This is a genomic window from Arthrobacter gyeryongensis (genome assembly GCF_039543785.1).
Classification (GTDB): domain Bacteria; phylum Actinomycetota; class Actinomycetes; order Actinomycetales; family Micrococcaceae; genus Arthrobacter; species Arthrobacter gyeryongensis.
Window position 1 is genome coordinate 1 of sequence record NZ_BAABKK010000033.1, and the last position, 14,698, is coordinate 14,698.

Annotated in this window: 17 protein-coding genes and 1 pseudogene; 6 read left to right on the forward strand and 12 right to left on the reverse strand. The window is 61.7% G+C overall.

Going from position 1 to position 14,698, the window contains the following annotated elements:
* Positions 1-776, reverse strand: a 776-nt coding sequence (locus ABEA18_RS21685) for a reverse transcriptase domain-containing protein (protein WP_345452671.1), incomplete at its 3' end; no start/stop codon positions are given.
* A gap of 579 nt (positions 777-1,355) precedes the next feature.
* Positions 1,356-1,875, reverse strand: a pseudogene (locus ABEA18_RS21690) (transposase); the annotation flags it as partial.
* Positions 1,876-2,212: 337 nt separating this feature from the next.
* On the opposite strand from ABEA18_RS21690, the gene ABEA18_RS21695 reads away from it, so the two are divergent.
* A complete protein-coding gene (locus ABEA18_RS21695; RefSeq protein WP_345452673.1) occupies positions 2,213-2,380 on the forward strand; it encodes a hypothetical protein in 168 nt (55 codons plus the stop codon).
* Positions 2,381-2,864: 484 nt separating this feature from the next.
* On the opposite strand, the gene ABEA18_RS21700 is transcribed toward ABEA18_RS21695, so the two are convergent.
* From ABEA18_RS21700 to ABEA18_RS21725, 6 genes are all read right to left on the reverse strand, one after another.
* Complete coding sequence (locus ABEA18_RS21700) at positions 2,865-4,064, reverse strand: hypothetical protein (protein ID WP_345452675.1); 1,200 nt, start codon at positions 4,062-4,064, stop codon at positions 2,865-2,867.
* 326 nt (positions 4,065-4,390) lie between these two features.
* Positions 4,391-4,714, reverse strand: a complete 324-nt coding sequence (locus tag ABEA18_RS21705; RefSeq protein ID WP_345452677.1) for a hypothetical protein — start codon at positions 4,712-4,714, stop codon at positions 4,391-4,393.
* A 9-nt stretch (positions 4,715-4,723) separates the two neighbouring features.
* Positions 4,724-5,443 (reverse strand): GAF domain-containing protein, encoded by a 720-nt coding sequence (locus ABEA18_RS21710; protein WP_345452679.1) that lies wholly within the window; start codon positions 5,441-5,443, stop codon positions 4,724-4,726.
* 116 nt (positions 5,444-5,559) lie between these two features.
* Positions 5,560-6,339, reverse strand: a complete 780-nt coding sequence (locus ABEA18_RS21715; protein WP_345452681.1) for a GAF and ANTAR domain-containing protein — start codon at positions 6,337-6,339, stop codon at positions 5,560-5,562.
* A 246-nt stretch (positions 6,340-6,585) separates the two neighbouring features.
* Entirely contained in the window at positions 6,586-7,320 is a 735-nt protein-coding gene (locus ABEA18_RS21720) for an ANTAR domain-containing protein (protein ID WP_345452683.1), read from the reverse strand.
* Between the two features lie 184 nt (positions 7,321-7,504).
* Complete coding sequence (locus tag ABEA18_RS21725) at positions 7,505-8,416, reverse strand: helix-turn-helix transcriptional regulator (protein ID WP_345452685.1); 912 nt, start codon at positions 8,414-8,416, stop codon at positions 7,505-7,507.
* Positions 8,417-8,625: 209 nt separating this feature from the next.
* Here ABEA18_RS21725 and ABEA18_RS21730 point away from each other — a divergent pair, with 209 nt between their 5' ends.
* From ABEA18_RS21730 to ABEA18_RS21740, 3 genes are all read left to right on the forward strand, one after another.
* Positions 8,626-9,906: a multidrug effflux MFS transporter gene (locus ABEA18_RS21730; protein ID WP_345452687.1), complete on the forward strand. Its 1,281-nt coding sequence runs from the start codon at positions 8,626-8,628 to the stop codon at positions 9,904-9,906.
* Between the two features lie 67 nt (positions 9,907-9,973).
* Positions 9,974-10,357: a hypothetical protein gene (locus ABEA18_RS21735; protein ID WP_345452689.1), complete on the forward strand. Its 384-nt coding sequence runs from the start codon at positions 9,974-9,976 to the stop codon at positions 10,355-10,357.
* Positions 10,357-10,545: a YegP family protein gene (locus tag ABEA18_RS21740; RefSeq protein WP_059388065.1), complete on the forward strand. Its 189-nt coding sequence runs from the start codon at positions 10,357-10,359 to the stop codon at positions 10,543-10,545. The genes ABEA18_RS21735 and ABEA18_RS21740 overlap by 1 nt, the downstream gene beginning before the upstream one ends.
* Before the next feature lie 34 nt (positions 10,546-10,579).
* On the opposite strand, the gene ABEA18_RS21745 is transcribed toward ABEA18_RS21740, so the two are convergent.
* Positions 10,580-10,945, reverse strand: coding sequence for a TfoX/Sxy family protein (locus ABEA18_RS21745; protein ID WP_345452692.1), 366 nt, complete (start codon positions 10,943-10,945; stop codon positions 10,580-10,582).
* 137 nt (positions 10,946-11,082) lie between these two features.
* Here ABEA18_RS21745 and ABEA18_RS21750 point away from each other — a divergent pair, with 137 nt between their 5' ends.
* Positions 11,083-11,832 carry a GAF and ANTAR domain-containing protein gene (locus tag ABEA18_RS21750; RefSeq protein ID WP_345452694.1) on the forward strand — a complete coding sequence of 250 codons (750 nt, stop codon included), beginning with the start codon at positions 11,083-11,085 and terminating at the stop codon, positions 11,830-11,832.
* 62 nt (positions 11,833-11,894) lie between these two features.
* On the opposite strand, the gene ABEA18_RS21755 is transcribed toward ABEA18_RS21750, so the two are convergent.
* Complete coding sequence (locus ABEA18_RS21755; protein WP_345452696.1) at positions 11,895-13,082, reverse strand: LysM peptidoglycan-binding domain-containing protein; 1,188 nt, start codon at positions 13,080-13,082, stop codon at positions 11,895-11,897.
* A complete protein-coding gene (locus tag ABEA18_RS21760; protein ID WP_345452698.1) occupies positions 13,079-13,588 on the reverse strand; it encodes an RNA polymerase sigma factor in 510 nt (169 codons plus the stop codon). Before ABEA18_RS21760 ends, ABEA18_RS21755 begins: the two co-directional genes overlap by 4 nt.
* 157 nt (positions 13,589-13,745) lie before the next feature.
* Between ABEA18_RS21760 and ABEA18_RS21765 the strand changes: the two genes are divergently transcribed.
* Positions 13,746-14,018: a DNA gyrase subunit A gene (locus tag ABEA18_RS21765; protein WP_345452700.1), complete on the forward strand. Its 273-nt coding sequence runs from the start codon at positions 13,746-13,748 to the stop codon at positions 14,016-14,018.
* Between the two features lie 99 nt (positions 14,019-14,117).
* Here ABEA18_RS21765 and ABEA18_RS21770 read toward each other — a convergent pair whose 3' ends face one another.
* On the reverse strand, positions 14,118-14,669 hold the full coding sequence (locus ABEA18_RS21770; protein WP_345452702.1) for a hypothetical protein: 552 nt from the start codon (positions 14,667-14,669) through the stop codon (positions 14,118-14,120).
* Positions 14,670-14,698 lie beyond the last annotated feature (29 nt).

Below are 14,698 nucleotides of genomic sequence, written 5' to 3' on the forward strand. Positions count from 1 at the left end.
CTGCTCATAACCCGGCACTGCTCATAGGGGTCGTTATGTTCAGCTGAGCATAACCCGCCCTGCGGGGTGCCGGTGTGCGTGGCCTCGCGAGTACCGATGGTGGTCATCACCCCGGCCTTGAGGAACGCCTTGACCAGCCCCAGCACACGCTTGTCGCCGATCCTTGCCCGGACCCTGTCCATCAACGCGACGTGATCGATCATGTCGAAGCACGCCTCGATGTCGGCCTCCAGCACCCATTGATACCGCTTGGTGGTGAAGTGATGGATCTCGGCGATGGCATCCTGCGCGCGCCGGTTCGGCCGGAACCCGTACGAGCACGGCCGAAAGTCCGCCTCGAAAATCGGTTCCAGCACCAGCTTGAGGGCAGCCTGCACCACCCGGTCGGTCACCGTCGGGATCCCCAGCTTCCGCAGCTTCCCGCTCGGCTTGGGGATCATGACTTGACGTACCTCGACCGGCCGGAACGTCCGTGCCCTGAGATGGTCACGAACGTGCAGCAGGAATCCCTCAACCCCGACCCGGGAAGCGATCCAAGCCACTGTGGCCCGGTCGACTCCCGGGGTCCGCGCCCCGGCGTTGCCAGCGACGCGTTGCCACGCCACCACCAGAAACGCCGGATCGCAGACCAGGTTGTACAAATCATCAAACCGGCGACCGGGACCCCCGGCCGCCCAACAGTGCAGTTTGGTCTGCATCCTCCGTACCGCCGCCTGGGCCGAGGCTTCCTCGGGCCAGAGCACGGCGCCGGTATTCACCGGCGCATCTTCGGACATCACAGTCCCTCCTTGCTTCCTCTCGCTGCCGTCCTTCCCCATGCGGCCGGCTCTCCCGGCCTCGGAGTACTACGACGGCTCCGCCCCACCTGCGCCCTTCGGCCGGCAACGCGCCTATCCCAGAGGGAGCGGACACAGGTGGTTCCCACGTTCACTGCTGTTCGGTCAACGGGCGAGGCGCCCGGCTTTGCCCCTGCGGTCTCGTCGTGGCTACGCCGCAGACCTTCACCACGGCCTGCCAGACCCGACACATACCACCGTTCTGACAGTTCCCCACCCCCACGGTCACCTGGCTGGTGACCACGACAGATGGGTGCGCACCGCACACCAGCCCCGATCCACCGGGTTCGAGCTGGTCGACGATGAAGAGGCTTCACGACACCGGTTCCTTGCGTACACCTTCCCGTCTTGCTCACCAGGCACGGCCCGTCCGGTAGTGCCGGACCGCCCTGACTTTGTCGCGGCTGCTCCCATCCATCCCCGGCGTTCCCCAAGGACGGACTGCCGCCAGCTTCACCCAGCCGCTGCGACGACCAAGCGATGCAGGTCTCTCACCTCCATCCGAAACAACAGCGCCTCGTGGCGCACGACATGCTCATCAACGCCGATCACGGCCACCGGCGTTGAACCGGGCAGGGTCCTCGATCAACACCCGCTTGCCCTCGGCAAGGATCGCGCTGTTCGCGGTATGCCAGGACACGCCCAGGCCTTCCGCGACGCGGGCGACGGTCAGGTGCTGGCACACGATGCCCTCCAGCGCCCAGCGCAGCCCGCGGCGGGAGATCTTCGCCCTCGGCTGCGCCGCTTTGGAGATGTCCTGCCGCCACACCCGGCCGCACCCGGTGCACTTGTAGCGGCGGACCCTCACCAGCAGCGTCGTCGGCCGCCATCCCAGCGGTTCGTGCGCGAGCGGCCGTGTGACCGTGCCGCGGGCGATGCCCTGGCCCCCACACGATCGGCACCAGTCATCCGGATCAACGGCACGGCATTCCAACACCGCACGGCCAGGGGCGAGTCGCTGCCCGGCAGCTTCGAGCCCAAGCTCATCGAGCCGGCAGAACATAGTCAGGTCAGGAGGCAGGAAGGTAGCGTTGGACACGTCGAGGTCTTCCGGATGGGCAGTGTAGGAACTTCCATCATCGGAAGACCTCGACCCCTATCCGGCCAACGACGCGCCCACCCCCGCTACACCCTCAAATGCGATGAGCCGACAAACCATGTCGCAAGACTCGCCACCGACGCCGCCAGAGATAGCACCCATGTGGCCTGATTGCCGACGAATGAAATGATGGAAACGATCAAGAGCATTGCGGCCGCGGAGAGAGTCAGAAGTTTCATCTACAGCAAAATAAGCCCCGCCGAGGGCGTCTCCGTGTGCGATCTACCGAATCTCAGTGTGATTTCCCCAAAAATCCGTGTGAAAAGAGCCAATCTCAGTGTTCGCAGACGACCATCTCCGTGTAGCCGAGTCCGCCGTCGCATCGTCCAGGCCGAAGCGCTCAGGTGCCCGGGAATTCGTCGGCAAGGAACCTGCTGCATGGTTGCAGACCGAAGACTTCGACTCGAATATGGTCAGGGTCCCACTGCTGGCACCGGCTCCCTGAAACGAATTATCGTAGACGCAATAGACTTTAGGAATTTGCGGCATTCTGACCTCCTCAGAGACGGAGGAACGTTGAACAGACCAGTAAGCAGGGGATTATTCTTTGGGGCTGGGTTCGGATGCGCCTATGCGCTGGTGGTTCTTCTCTTGGGCGGGCCCGGCGGCCCTGGGTTGGCGATACTCAGCGGGCTCGGCGGAGCGATGGTAGGTGCCGTGTTGGGTTGCATCATTGCCGTATTGACCTTTTGGGCGTGTCGCCTGATCGGAATTCGAGGTGATCTTGAAAAAGCTACGGCCGCCGCAATTACTGGGGCTTCGACGTTGCTGATCCTCATGGCCTTGGCCTCGGCATCGGATTCAAAGTGGCCGTGGTGGACGAATCTTGTTTCGGCGGGTGCAGCAGCTGTTATTGGCGGACTGGCGTGGCCTCGGACGAAGACTGTCGTTGGGGAGTCTCGTTAAACTCCCCAACGACAAGTCATCAGTTAGTAGGGTGGATAGAGTGCAGGCCAGTTGCAGGCTGAAGCATTCGTCCTCCAGAGCCCCATGCACATGTTGCTGGCAAATTGGTACCACTGCCCACGTGCGGCGTACTGGTTCCCGGCGTTCAGTACTCCGCGGTCAATGACGATGGCCGCGTTGACGTTCAAGGCCCTCTCGCCGTTTGGCTTGGGTATCGAAGCGAAATTGATGACCGATTCCTCGCCGTCGAAGTGTCCTGCCAGTGCCGTGAACTGGAAATAGAAGTTTCCGACATAACCAATTTGCACTGGCGCCGGAACCTGAATCGCCCCCGCAATGAGGATTTTCAGATCCAACACCTGCCCTACATATGGGTACGTTGACGTTGCCCCGTTGATCGGGAAGTAGCAGTTAAAGCACGCTCGAAGGAGATTGAACGGCTCCACGTGATTGCCGTAGCCCAGTGGGAACTCGAAGTTGTAGGTCCACGACGGGGCGGCCATTACGAGCGGATACGCAGTCGCACCGGTCGGCTGTACCTTCTGCGTGATGGTGGCAGCGCTGATTTCCAATGTTGTGGGGACTGCGGTGCCAGCGGAGTCCTTGGCGCTGCCCTGCTTCACCGAACCCAAATAGTTGCCTTGTGCCGAGTAGAAGTTCTTGAAACCAGGGATTCCGTCCGAGACAGAAAACCCGGGCGGAAGGTCGTATTCAAAGGCCGCCGTCCGATCCGCCTTGGGACTGCCGAGGGCAATAAACACGTCGGCACCACTTGGCGTGGAACGCACATACAACTTTCTGTCGACACCAGAAGTTGAATACACCGCAGTGTCCCCGGATACTTTGGCCTTCCCATGAGCAAACGAGGCAGTGATCTTCCTGTCCGGCTTCTTCTGGTCATTCCCCGACGAAACGAGAACCTCGGCCGTGCCCGAAGCTGAGAGTTCGACTTTGCTGGGAACGTGAGCCTTTTGACCAGTATCGGTTGGTTGCCCAGGTGCAACAGCGCCAGCGTCATTTGTAGGGTCAACCAAGTTCGACGTGACCTGCATTCTCGTCGAAGTCTTGGCCATGATCTGGTTAGCATCTTCCAGCGTGGGTGGCGCTGCAAATGCCGAGGTGGGCTGGGCGACACACAACCCAAGTGCGATAATACCGGCTGCGACTACTCGGCCGGCTTTTGTCTTTCTTCGCATAACGCAGCCAATTTGGTGCCAATTCATAATCCCCCCAAGGGTTAGGTTGACATAATTTGGTTAGGAAAGTTGGTCAGTTGTTGAGCTGGCCCCATCCTGAGAGAAAGATAGACCTGCGGAAACCCGTCTCCGTGTGGAATCGGTCCAATCTCCGTGCGTTTTAGCCGAATCTCCGTGTGAAAATCGCAAAATTCAGTGTGGAAGAGCCGGCGTCTACGTGTTTTGGGCTAAGGGCGTCTACGTGTTGGCACCGCGCCGTCGTGCTCCGCAACTGAACCACACAGGAACTGAACGCAACCGCCCAGGTGCCGGCCGACGTCGTACACCCCACCCCCAGCGACGCAAGGCGCCGCCTATTCCTCAGCCTCCGGCAATTCCTTCGTCCCGGAGCCGGGTTCCTTCCTGGGGGACTCGCCATCCGGGCCGAGCTCATCGGAGTAGGGCGCGCGACCTTGGGGGAATGTGCCGATGAGTTCGTTGGCGGCCATCGCCAGGAGGTCGCGCTGTAGAACGGGCAGGGACAGGAGGCCCTGGAGGTAGGCTTCCACCTCGTACTCGCCAACTTCGCCGCCCAGGCTGAAGTACTTGAGCCAGAGTTCGCCTACGTTGATTTGTGCTGACTTCATGGCAGCGGCCAGCATGCGCTGCTGCTGTGGTTCGTGCGGATCGAAGCCCACGGGCCGGCCTTAGTCCAGGGCCGCCGGAATCCCGGCGGCGAGATCGGCACTGATCTGACCCAGTGTGCTGTTCTGGCGCCGGGCCCGGCGCATCAGTTCGGCAAGGGCCAAGTCAACGGTCAAAGAGTGGCGCTGCATCAGTATGCCGCAGGCTTGGTTCACCAAGTCGCGACTATGGAGGGATTCAGCCAAGGCTTCGCTGATGCGGTGTGGCGCTTCACTGGCCTGGATATTCGCAAGCAGCGTTGCAGCCGGGGCGGCGAATAGTTCCAGCACTCCGGCTGCCTCCTCGCCGAAAGCGCCCGCACGGTCCGAGTAGATCTTCAAAGCGCCGATGCATCCTTGCTCGGCGATCAAAGGGGTGCTGATCACCGAAAGAATAGGCATGCCCTTCACAGCGTCAGACCATTCGCGCCAGCGCGGATCCGTTGCGACGTCCTGGACGATCACTGTTTCTTCCATGGCCCAGGCTGTCAGGCACGGTCCCTGGCCCAGTTCATACTGGAGGGCGTCCGCACGGGTGACCACTTCATCCGTGGAGGCGCTGCTGGTCAGCCTGCCTCTCGAATCCAGAATGGAAACTCCAGCGCCGGTGGCTCCGGACACAGAGTCCTTGATGGCACGGGCAAGCAACCGCACGGCGCGGTCCACTTTCTCTTCCGTCAGTAGCAGGCCCTGGATTCGCGCAATCACGGTCGACAGTTCATCCAGCGGTAGTTTCCGCGCCATAGTCCTCATTCATCTAGGTCCAGTGCATCGAGCCGCAGCGTTCCTGTGAAAGAGAATCCAGTACCGCAGTTGGTGCGCTGTTCCTAGCTTAGTCCGCACCATTCCCCACGCTTTGGCTATTCGTCGAAGTAGGCTTCTGAGTCCGTCTCGCCCGACACGGAGGCAATGACATGAGCAGCTATATCCCGGAGTTTGACGTTTCGGCTGTTCGAGGCCCGGGTCAAAACCTTGAAGGCAGTATCGCGTCCGCATCGGTTTTGCGCCATCACAATCCCGACGGCGGTGTCGATCGTTGAGCGGGACTGCATGGCTGCGGTGAGATCGTCCTTGGCGTTACGCAACTGGGAGATCATCAAAGCCAGACGCAAGGACTTCGCTGCGCGCTCGGCGAATTCTTCCGCGGCTGTAATGTCCGGTCCGGTGAACCCATGCGGGGTGGTCGAATAGAGGTTCATGACGGCTTCGGCTTCACCGGCCAGATCAAGCGGGACCGCGAGGATAGACCCGATGCCGTTCCGCCAGACGGCCTCGATGTAGTCACTCCAACGGTTTTCGCCGCGGGTATCGACCACAAGAATCACTGAATTGTGCCGAAGTGCCGTGAGGCAAGGCCCGTCGTCGAATTCAATTTGCAGTTCATCGAGTACGCGCACTCGCTCATCGCTGGCGGCGGTTGTAATGCCCTTTTTCCTCGTGATAACGATGACACCACATGAGACGGCGTTGGAGGCAGTTGTGAGAGCGGCCGCCACCAGATTGGCTAGAACAGCAAGAAACTCGTCGACGTCGGCGCTCTCCAAGAGAAGATCCTGAAGGGTGACGCCAAGGTCCTGGTTCGGGTGGGCAGCCAATCCAGCCAAAGCATTGTGGGTTGGCCGCGGCTCTGAGTTAGTCATGAGTCCGCCATTCTCTCGGCGTTGATTTCTTGCATTGCGAAGGCCAAAAGCTTCATTTGGGATGGCGGGAGTTCGCCAAGCTCATGAAGATACGCGTCGATTGAGAATTCATCTGCATCGCCGCCTATCCCGTAGAAGTATGACCACACCCCGTCCAAGGGCATGTGGCCGTCTCGGTACCATTCGGCGGCGAATCTCCGCTGCGCGGATGCCCACTCAGGATGACCCATGCCCTACCCCTCACGATTATTCATGGGATGCACCCGAGGAAGTCCAATCGAGGGGGACTGAGGCTTTCAGGATGTCGGTGGCGATGTCATGAAGACGCCGGTTGTTGTTCCGAGCAGCAAGCTGAAGGAGTTCCATGGCGCGGTCCCGTCCGCAACGGTTCTGGAGCATGATCAAGGACAGCGCCGCGTCCACTACTGCACGTGATTGCAGGGCCGAGCGCAGGTGCTCGGGGTACGGCTCCGGGACATGAAGCCTCAGCGCCAACCTCAGCGTCTTCGAAATTGTCTCCGCATGTTCTAGGACGCGGGAGACGGTTACCTCGTTAAAGGTGCCGGGGGCGTAGGCATAGCAATTCAAGGCTGCGCGTGACGACGAATCTGTTTGGATGGGCACCGCGAGGACAGAACGAATACCTTCGCCTTCCACCTGGCTGGCGTAATGGGCCCAGCGGGCATCGGCCTGCAGATCATCAATCAACACGCGATGTTGGTGACGCAAGGCCGTAAGGCAAGGGCCGTCGTCGAACGCGTATTGTTTTTCGTCCATGCGCTGCGCTGCGGCGGTACTGCTGGCCACCGTTGATGGGCCGGCATCCCGCTCGACAGTGATGGCGCACAAGAGAGGTTCCCGACCGTCCAACAAGGATGCTGAGATGGTGGCTAAGCCCAGGAGAAATTCGGTGAAGCCGGGACTTTCAAGCAGAAGGTCCTGCAGTTGTTCTGGAGTGGGTAATGCGTTGTTGCTGGCCATACGGCCTCGATTCCAAGGGGCGCCCGGGATCCCTAACCCAGGCCGGTAGCCATGCCCGCTTGCGCCGCACGGCCCTGATATTCAATCCCTGGACCCGAACGACCATCCTGAAATCTCCTACTTCGACACTACGCCCTCCTGGGAGCTTTGGACACGAGAGGCCGTGGTCGTGAGCGGAGAAGGCTCAGACCTCACCTTTGGTGGTGCTGGCTCGAAGGTCCCGCGTGAGGTTGGGGGACTGGACGATGTTCTCGGTCGCCGCCCAGGAGGCGAGGAGTTTGAGGGCTTCTTCCGAGGGGCTGCCGGGAATGGCGGGGTAGACCGTGAGGGTGTGGCCGGGGTCCTCTTCGAGTTCCATGGCCTGATAGGTCAGTTCCAGGAGCCCGACGACGGAGTGGTTGAAGAACTTGGTGCCTGAGTAGTGGCGGCGCACGTTGTGTGCTGCCCAGCGGGTGCGGAATTCCTCGCTGCGCATGGAGAGTTCGCCAACGAGTGCTGCGATGTCTTTGTCGTGGGGGTTCCGGCCGGCGTCGCGGCGCAGAATCGCGACGTTGACGTTCGCTGCACGGTCCCAGCCGGGGTAGAAGTTGTGGGCGCGGGGGTCCAGGAAGATGAAGCGCGAGTGGTTCGCGGGGCGTGCCGGGCCGCGGTACATCTCGGAGTAGAGGGCGTAGCCGAGGGCGTTGGCGGCAACGATGTCCATGCGGTTGTTGCCGATAAAGGCCGGGGCGCCGGTGATGGCGTCGAGCAGATACTGCATCACGGGCCGCACGGCCGACGCCGGTGGGCTCGCTGGTCGTCTCCGCGCAGAGGGGCCGGCCGCACGTGCCAGGTCATGGAGGTGGTCGTGTTCGGCGCGGTCGAGCTCAAGGGCCCGGGCGATTGAGTCGAGGACGCTGTCCGAGACCCCTGTGAGGTTTCCACGCTCAAGGCGGGTGTAGTAGTCGATGCTGACTCCGGCGAGACGGGCGACTTCTTCCCTTCGGAGACCCGCCACGCGGCGCCGGCCGCCGATGGGCTCGATGCCCGCCTGCTCGGGGGTGATGCGTCCTCGGCGGGAGACCAGAAACTCTCGTACCTCGGCTCGGTTATCCATATGGAAACGGTACGACGTAACCAGGAACGGTTGGGAGGTTCTGTCATAACCCGTTTCGACAGAGCCCTCGCTACGCCTGCGCATTGCGGGTTTCATGGAAATCGAAGTCCGGTATTCAATGAAATGGAGCACCAGCGTATGCGCGCAACCATCATGCACACCCCCGAAGACGTCCGCGTATGCGGCTCGGACCTGTGGTCCTACCGCCCGTGAGTACGACGCCGACCACCACACGGGCTGCGACGGCCGGGACTGTCCCGGCAGCACTAGTCGCCACTGTCGTCTTCCTTACCGCTGTCGCACCGCTTGCAACCGACATGTACGTCCCGGCGTTCCCACGCGTGTCGGAAGAATTCGGCACCTCGGCGTCATCGGTTCAGCTGACTCTGACGACGTTCTTTGCCGGCATGGGACTGGGGCAGCTGGTCGGGGGCCCGTTCAGCGACCAACGCGGCAGACATATGCCGCTTGTGGCAGGCACGATCCTCATGACCCTCGCGACGGTTGGCTGCGCCCTGGCCCCGAGCATCGGATTCATGATGATTGCCCGGTTGCTGCAGGGCTTTGGCGGGGGATGGGCGATGGTGATCGGCCGTGCCGTCATCGTGGACCTGGCCCACGGCCCTCAATTGGTCCGTGTGCTCAACATCGTGATGGGGATCGGGGGCGTGGCGCCGATCATCAGCCCACTGCTGGGCGCCGTGATCCTGCAGCTGACCGGGTGGCGGATGACCTTCTGGACACTGGCGGCCCTTGGTGTCCTGATGACCCTTTGTGCGCTGTTTGTCGTGCCGGAATCCTTGCCCCGCGGGAAACGTCACGCGGGCGGACTGCGTGAATTCGGGTGTGCGGCGCGCACTGTCCTGGCGAACCGCTGGTTCGTTGGATACGTGATGGTGGCATCTTCGGCATTTATCGCGTTGTTCGCTTATGTCGCAACGTCCGCCTTTATCCTGCAGAAGATGAACGGATTGTCGCCTGTGGCGTACTCCATCGTCTTTGCCGCGAACGCTGGCGGGATGACTATCGCTGCCCTCGTCTCGGCGCGCCTGGCAGTGCAGGTGCCCACCCGACGGGTCATCCTCGTAGGACAGACCATCGCGCTCGCCGCTGGAGTCGTCATGCTTGCCGGCGCCCTCTGGTGGGGCACTCCTTTGCTCGTGGCAATGGGCAGCTTCTTCGCGCTCATGGTGGCCCAGGGACTGATCAATACCAATGGCGGTGCCCTTGCCTCGGCTGAAGTGCCGGCGCACCCGGGCACGAGTTCTGCCGTCCTGGGTCTGGTGCAGTGGACCACGGCCGGCGTCATCGCGCCGATCGCAGGGTTGGGTGGTACGGACACGGCCGTCCCGATGGCAGTCATCATGATCGTCGGGGCCCTGCTGTCCCTCTTCGGTCTTGTCATTGTGGCCCGGCCCAGCGCAACCATCGGGGCGGTGAGCGGCCCCGTTACTGGTCGAAATAAAGTCAAATCGATTGACATGACCTAAGTCACATTCTATATGCTGGTATAGGTCAAGCAGCTGGCTTTCTCGATTTAGTACGAGGAGGTCAGTGATGGCACCTATCCAACCCAGCCACCCCCATCTTCGCGCCGCGCGGCGCGGTGCAGCCTGGACGGCGGACACCTCGAGTGAAGCCTTGCGGGGCTACCTGCCCAGGCCGAGCGCGGTCCAACAACTGTTTCGGCGATGGCCATTCGTGCCCTCGCGGGAATTGGAACGCATTCGTCTTGTGCTTCTTCATTGCGACGAAATAGCCCACCCGGCCGCAACCCACCGGCTCTCCGAACCGGCCCAGGCGTTGCTGGACCTCGTGACGAGCGAGCTGGAGCGGCGACGCGAACCAGGACATCATCAACCGCTAAACGGCAGCCCGGCTACCGGGCATCCCGCACTGCCCACGCTTGCTCCCGGTCGCCGTCGGGGAGGACTTCTCTGATGGCGGGACACTTTGAAGTTTTCACTGACAATGGAGGCAGCTGCAGGGTGCGGCTGGTTGACGAGTTCGGGAAAGAGCTTGCCGTCTCCTCACCATTCCGGGACACGGCCGCCGCAGTCCGGGGGATCTATACCTTCCGTGAGATTGCGGCAAGCGGACTGATCGAAGACCATACTTCCCGATTCTGAGTCTTGTGACCTGGTGCCGTCGCCGCGGCGGCAGCTACTTCTTCGCTGAACGGGGCTTCGCGACCTTCGGCGGGAGGGTTGCGACGTACTCGAAAGCCTTCTCGACCCACTCCGCTGTTTGCTCGTCCGTGTCGCTCAAAGCTTCGGGGAGCCCGACGTAACCACCCATGGCGCGACCTTCCGGGCCGAACGGGAGCGTTTGGTGGCTGGCCTCCAGCGCCTCGCGGTCGGCGTCGGAAAGCTTGACGCCGATCATCGGGCCGAACAGCCCGGCGAACATATTGCCGTTCACGAATGCGCCCAGGTTCCCGAACATCGGCTTGACGACGACATCAGGGTTCTCTGGCACCACGGCACGGAAGCGGTCTTTGTCGGCGTCGGACGGTTTGGGGATCTGCATGTGCGTACTCCGCGGTAGGGGATCGAAAGCCTAGGACTGCATGCAGCATACGACGGCGGGATGCGGGCCGCCAGCGTCGGGGCACCGTTCTCCTTGGCAAACGAGGACAGGGCAAACGAGGAAAGTAGGATGGGGCAATGTCGAGTTCACCGGAAAACGAAGCTGCAGACCTGCTTCAAGGCATTCTGGACCTTCAGTCTGTTCTGGTCGGCGCCCAGAACGCATCTGATTTCCTTGGCGGGCTCACTAAGCTCGCTGCTGCCTCGATTTCCGAAGCTTCCGGCGACGAGATCGAATGCGCAATCACCGTCAAAGTCAGACGCCGGCCCCTTACTGCTGCGGGCAGCAGCTCACGCGCAGTCCAGATTGACCGGTTTGAGCAGGCGATCGGTGACGGACCCTGCATCGCGGCACTCCGGGAGATGTCTCCAGTGATCATCGACGACGGTTCGACAGATCTGCGCTGGCCGGCGCTCACCAAGAAATTCGCAGAGATAGGCGTTCATAGCTCCTTGGGGATTCCCATGGAAATCAGCGAGGACGCCAGTGCGGCGCTGAACTTTTTCGCATCCAAGCCAGGCGCGTTCACCCCCGATGTCTTCAACAAGGCCGTGGGCTTCGCCGCTGCCGCCCGCAACATACTCCACCTGTCCGTGCGCATCGACTCAGCCCACCACCGGGCCGAGGACCTGGAATCAGCCATGCAAAGCAGGACCGCGATCGACGTGGCCTGCGGTGTCATCATGGCGCAAAACCGATGCTCGCAGGCAGAAGCGATGGAAATCCTCACCAAGGTCTCCAGCAACCGCAACCGCAAACTACGGGACATAGCCACCGAACTGATCGAACAGGTCTCGGGGAGCGGGATCGAAACCCACTTCGAGTAGGGGCACGCTTTGGGTGCCGCGGCAGGCGGGATAGCCCCGTCAGTTTTGGATGGCTCCCGCAGCTACTTGTGGATGGGTTTGTTCAAGGCGAGGCTGATGGTCTGGCCGGGGGCGAGCTCCCCGGTGGGTAGGTCGGTGAAGGCGTACCAGACCGCTTCGGTGCCGGTAAGCGGGCGGTTGGCCCATCTCAGGTCCGTCACGCTGAAACGGAACGAGATCTGGCGCTCGGTGTCCCCGGGGGTGGTGGTGTAGGTGAGCGGGACGCCGTCGGGGTCTGATGTGAAGGTGCCCTGCGCTCCGTCGATCTTGAGTTCCCCGGGCATGAGCCTCACCCTGGTGCCCGCGGGGATGGGCTTGTCAGCGCTGAGGGACGGGTTGTACTGCAGCAGTTGGGCCGTGGTGGATCGGAATTTGTAGCCGAGGCTGTCGAAGGAGTCGCCGTCCACGGTTGTGTAGAAGATGGTCTGGCCGAATGAGTTGTTGATGGCCGTTCCTGTGCCGGATCTGCTGTCGACAGGATTCTTCTGCAGTTGGATCTGGTTCCCGGCCCGGACAAAGTAGGTGTTGCCCTTCTCGTATGCGTACGGGACCTTGTTCGCTTCCGCCAGTTGCTCACCCGTGATTCCGAACCGGTAGGTGATCCCGTCTAGGGTGTCCTCGGGTTCGATGACGTAGCTCGTGGGGATGCCATTATCGTCGACGGTAGCCGTCCCCTTCGCGCCCTTGATCGGACCCGGAGCCGGGATCAGTCGAAGCTTCGTATTCGCTGCCAATGCGCTCCCGCGCTCTATCCCGTTGAATTCAGCGAGCTTCTCTTGGGAGATGCGGAAGGCTGCGGCCACTCCGGCAGACGTGTCACCGGAGACGGTGGTGTAGTAATCCACGTTGCCAAACGAATCCTTAACCGTTGGCCCCGTTAGGGAAGACTTCCCGGCGTTGGACGGTGTCGCCTTAGCGGTGACGGTCGGAACTGCAGCCGTGTTGACCGGACCGGTTACTAAACCCGAGACTACGAGTACGCAGGCCGCGACCGCGGCTGCCGCAAGCCCGGCAGCTGCGAAACGCTTCAAATGACGTTTGGCCGGTGTGCGGTGGAAGTCCTGGACGGATCCGCCGACCGCGATGTGAGTGATATCGGAATTCACGAACGACAGGGACCGATCGCGGCTGCGCTCCAATTCCTCGTCGGTGATCATATGCGCAGGATCGGCGGCTGCCAGCAGATCGGCGAGGGGCAGGTCCTTGCTCATTCTGGTGTTCCTTCTGACACTGTCTGCTCCTGGAGTATTCGGCCTAGTTCCTTGCGGGCCCGGTGCAGGCGCATTCGCACGGCAGTCGCCGTCGTGTTGAGGAGATGGGACACTTCGACGGCGGTGAGTCCGTCCCAATACGTCAGCAGCAAGACTTCGCGTTCCTTCGGGCCTAGATTGTCGATGGCATCCCGCACGGCGGATTCCTCCGTGGGTGTCCCGGGGATGCGCTCCGACAGCAAAGCACCGATAAGCCCCGCCGACCGGGACAGGGACCTGTCGTGGTTTCGGAGCACGTTCTTGGCTATTCCGAAAATGACGAGCACGGGAAGCTCAGCATCCTGTCGGGACTTTTCCCAGGCAATCCTGAAAACCTCGGCGCAAAGATCCTCCGCGGTGGCGGGGCCGTCCGTCCTGCGCCGAAAATAGCGGTAGATACGGTCGTGGGCTCCCGTGTGGGCGGCAAGGAACCGTTTTTCCCTCTCCAGATCCACCCGTTCCCCCATTGTTGCAAGCTCATGCCCTGTTAATGTCCGGCAGCCAACAAACTGTAACGAGAATCTTGAAAGAATCTGGACCATTCTGAAGGTTCGCGGCGAGTCACGAAGTGAGGACCAGCGATTGCCGATCAGTTGACGCAACCATTCGTGCAAGAATCGCGACATGGATGAGGATGAGCGGCAGATGAGGGAACAATTGATGGTCCACGAGGCTCTGATGCAGGCGATGAATCGGCGGGACGAGGTCTTCCAGGTAATTGAGGATTCAGAGGACGTGGACGAAGCAATCCGTCTCGTGGGTCAGCTGTTGGGCCTGGGAGAACTGGGCAGCCGGGTAGTCCTCGACATGCAGGCCAGAAGATTCACCCGAGACCAGCGTCGGGCCATCGCCTCTTATGCAGAAGAACTCAGATCAAGGTTGCCCGATGGGCGCTGAACTGGTCGCGTGCGGCGGATCGTTCTGGCCTCGCTCCCCAGCTTTCAACGCCATGAAGTGCATTACGAACTCCGTGGCGGCGACGGCCCACCGGGCAGTTTAGCCCTCGACGACGGACATCGGCAGGCCGCCCCCGTGCACGTTGGGGGAGATGCTGTCTAGCTGCCATGCATCTCCAGATGACCGGAAGGTTGCGGTCTGGACCAGCGAGTAGCCCGACGGGATGCTGCTCGGCCCATTCGCCGTCGAGGTCTGGTATTCCTCAGTCAATTCCTTGAACCGGACGCTCGCCTCCGAACCGGCCACCTCGACCGATTCCACGGTTATCTTCGTCGAAAATGATGTATACCAGAAGCCCATTGCCTTGAATCCGGCCTTCGAACGGGCCACCGTCGAGAGGTCCCGCTCCCGCTTGGACAGGTAGGCCGCCGTCATATGCTCTCGGGCAAGGCTCATGGCTGGTGGAGTGTCGAGGACTGTGCCGTTTCGATCCTCGACGGCTGCCTGGACGATGGCCGCCAGCTCGGACCGTGAGGGGCTCGGGGCTGCTGCGGGCGATCCCGACGTGAGCGGCCCGGCGTCGGGCTGGCAACCGGCAAGGGCTAACCCGAGCGCAACCGCCACGGCCACCGTGTACGTCGGGTGCTTCATCGTGGTCCCCCTTGCCGCGGATGTCCTCA

Coding starts and splice junctions, on each gene's coding strand:
- ABEA18_RS21725 (WP_345452685.1), bottom strand. CDS start 8,416: ATGGATAACCGAGCCGAGGTACGAGAGTTTCTGGTCTCCCGCCGAGGA.
- ABEA18_RS21735 (WP_345452689.1), top strand. CDS start 9,974: ATGGCACCTATCCAACCCAGCCACCCCCATCTTCGCGCCGCGCGGCGC.
- ABEA18_RS21715 (WP_345452681.1), bottom strand. CDS start 6,339: ATGACTAACTCAGAGCCGCGGCCAACCCACAATGCTTTGGCTGGATTG.
- ABEA18_RS21765 (WP_345452700.1), top strand. CDS start 13,746: ATGGATGAGGATGAGCGGCAGATGAGGGAACAATTGATGGTCCACGAG.
- ABEA18_RS21700 (WP_345452675.1), bottom strand. CDS start 4,064: ATGAATTGGCACCAAATTGGCTGCGTTATGCGAAGAAAGACAAAAGCC.
- ABEA18_RS21720 (WP_345452683.1), bottom strand. CDS start 7,320: ATGGCCAGCAACAACGCATTACCCACTCCAGAACAACTGCAGGACCTT.
- ABEA18_RS21745 (WP_345452692.1), bottom strand. CDS start 10,945: ATGCAGATCCCCAAACCGTCCGACGCCGACAAAGACCGCTTCCGTGCC.
- ABEA18_RS21755 (WP_345452696.1), bottom strand. CDS start 13,082: ATGAGCAAGGACCTGCCCCTCGCCGATCTGCTGGCAGCCGCCGATCCT.
- ABEA18_RS21760 (WP_345452698.1), bottom strand. CDS start 13,588: ATGGGGGAACGGGTGGATCTGGAGAGGGAAAAACGGTTCCTTGCCGCC.
- ABEA18_RS21770 (WP_345452702.1), bottom strand. CDS start 14,669: ATGAAGCACCCGACGTACACGGTGGCCGTGGCGGTTGCGCTCGGGTTA.
- ABEA18_RS21750 (WP_345452694.1), top strand. CDS start 11,083: ATGTCGAGTTCACCGGAAAACGAAGCTGCAGACCTGCTTCAAGGCATT.
- ABEA18_RS21710 (WP_345452679.1), bottom strand. CDS start 5,443: ATGGCGCGGAAACTACCGCTGGATGAACTGTCGACCGTGATTGCGCGA.
- ABEA18_RS21740 (WP_059388065.1), top strand. CDS start 10,357: ATGGCGGGACACTTTGAAGTTTTCACTGACAATGGAGGCAGCTGCAGG.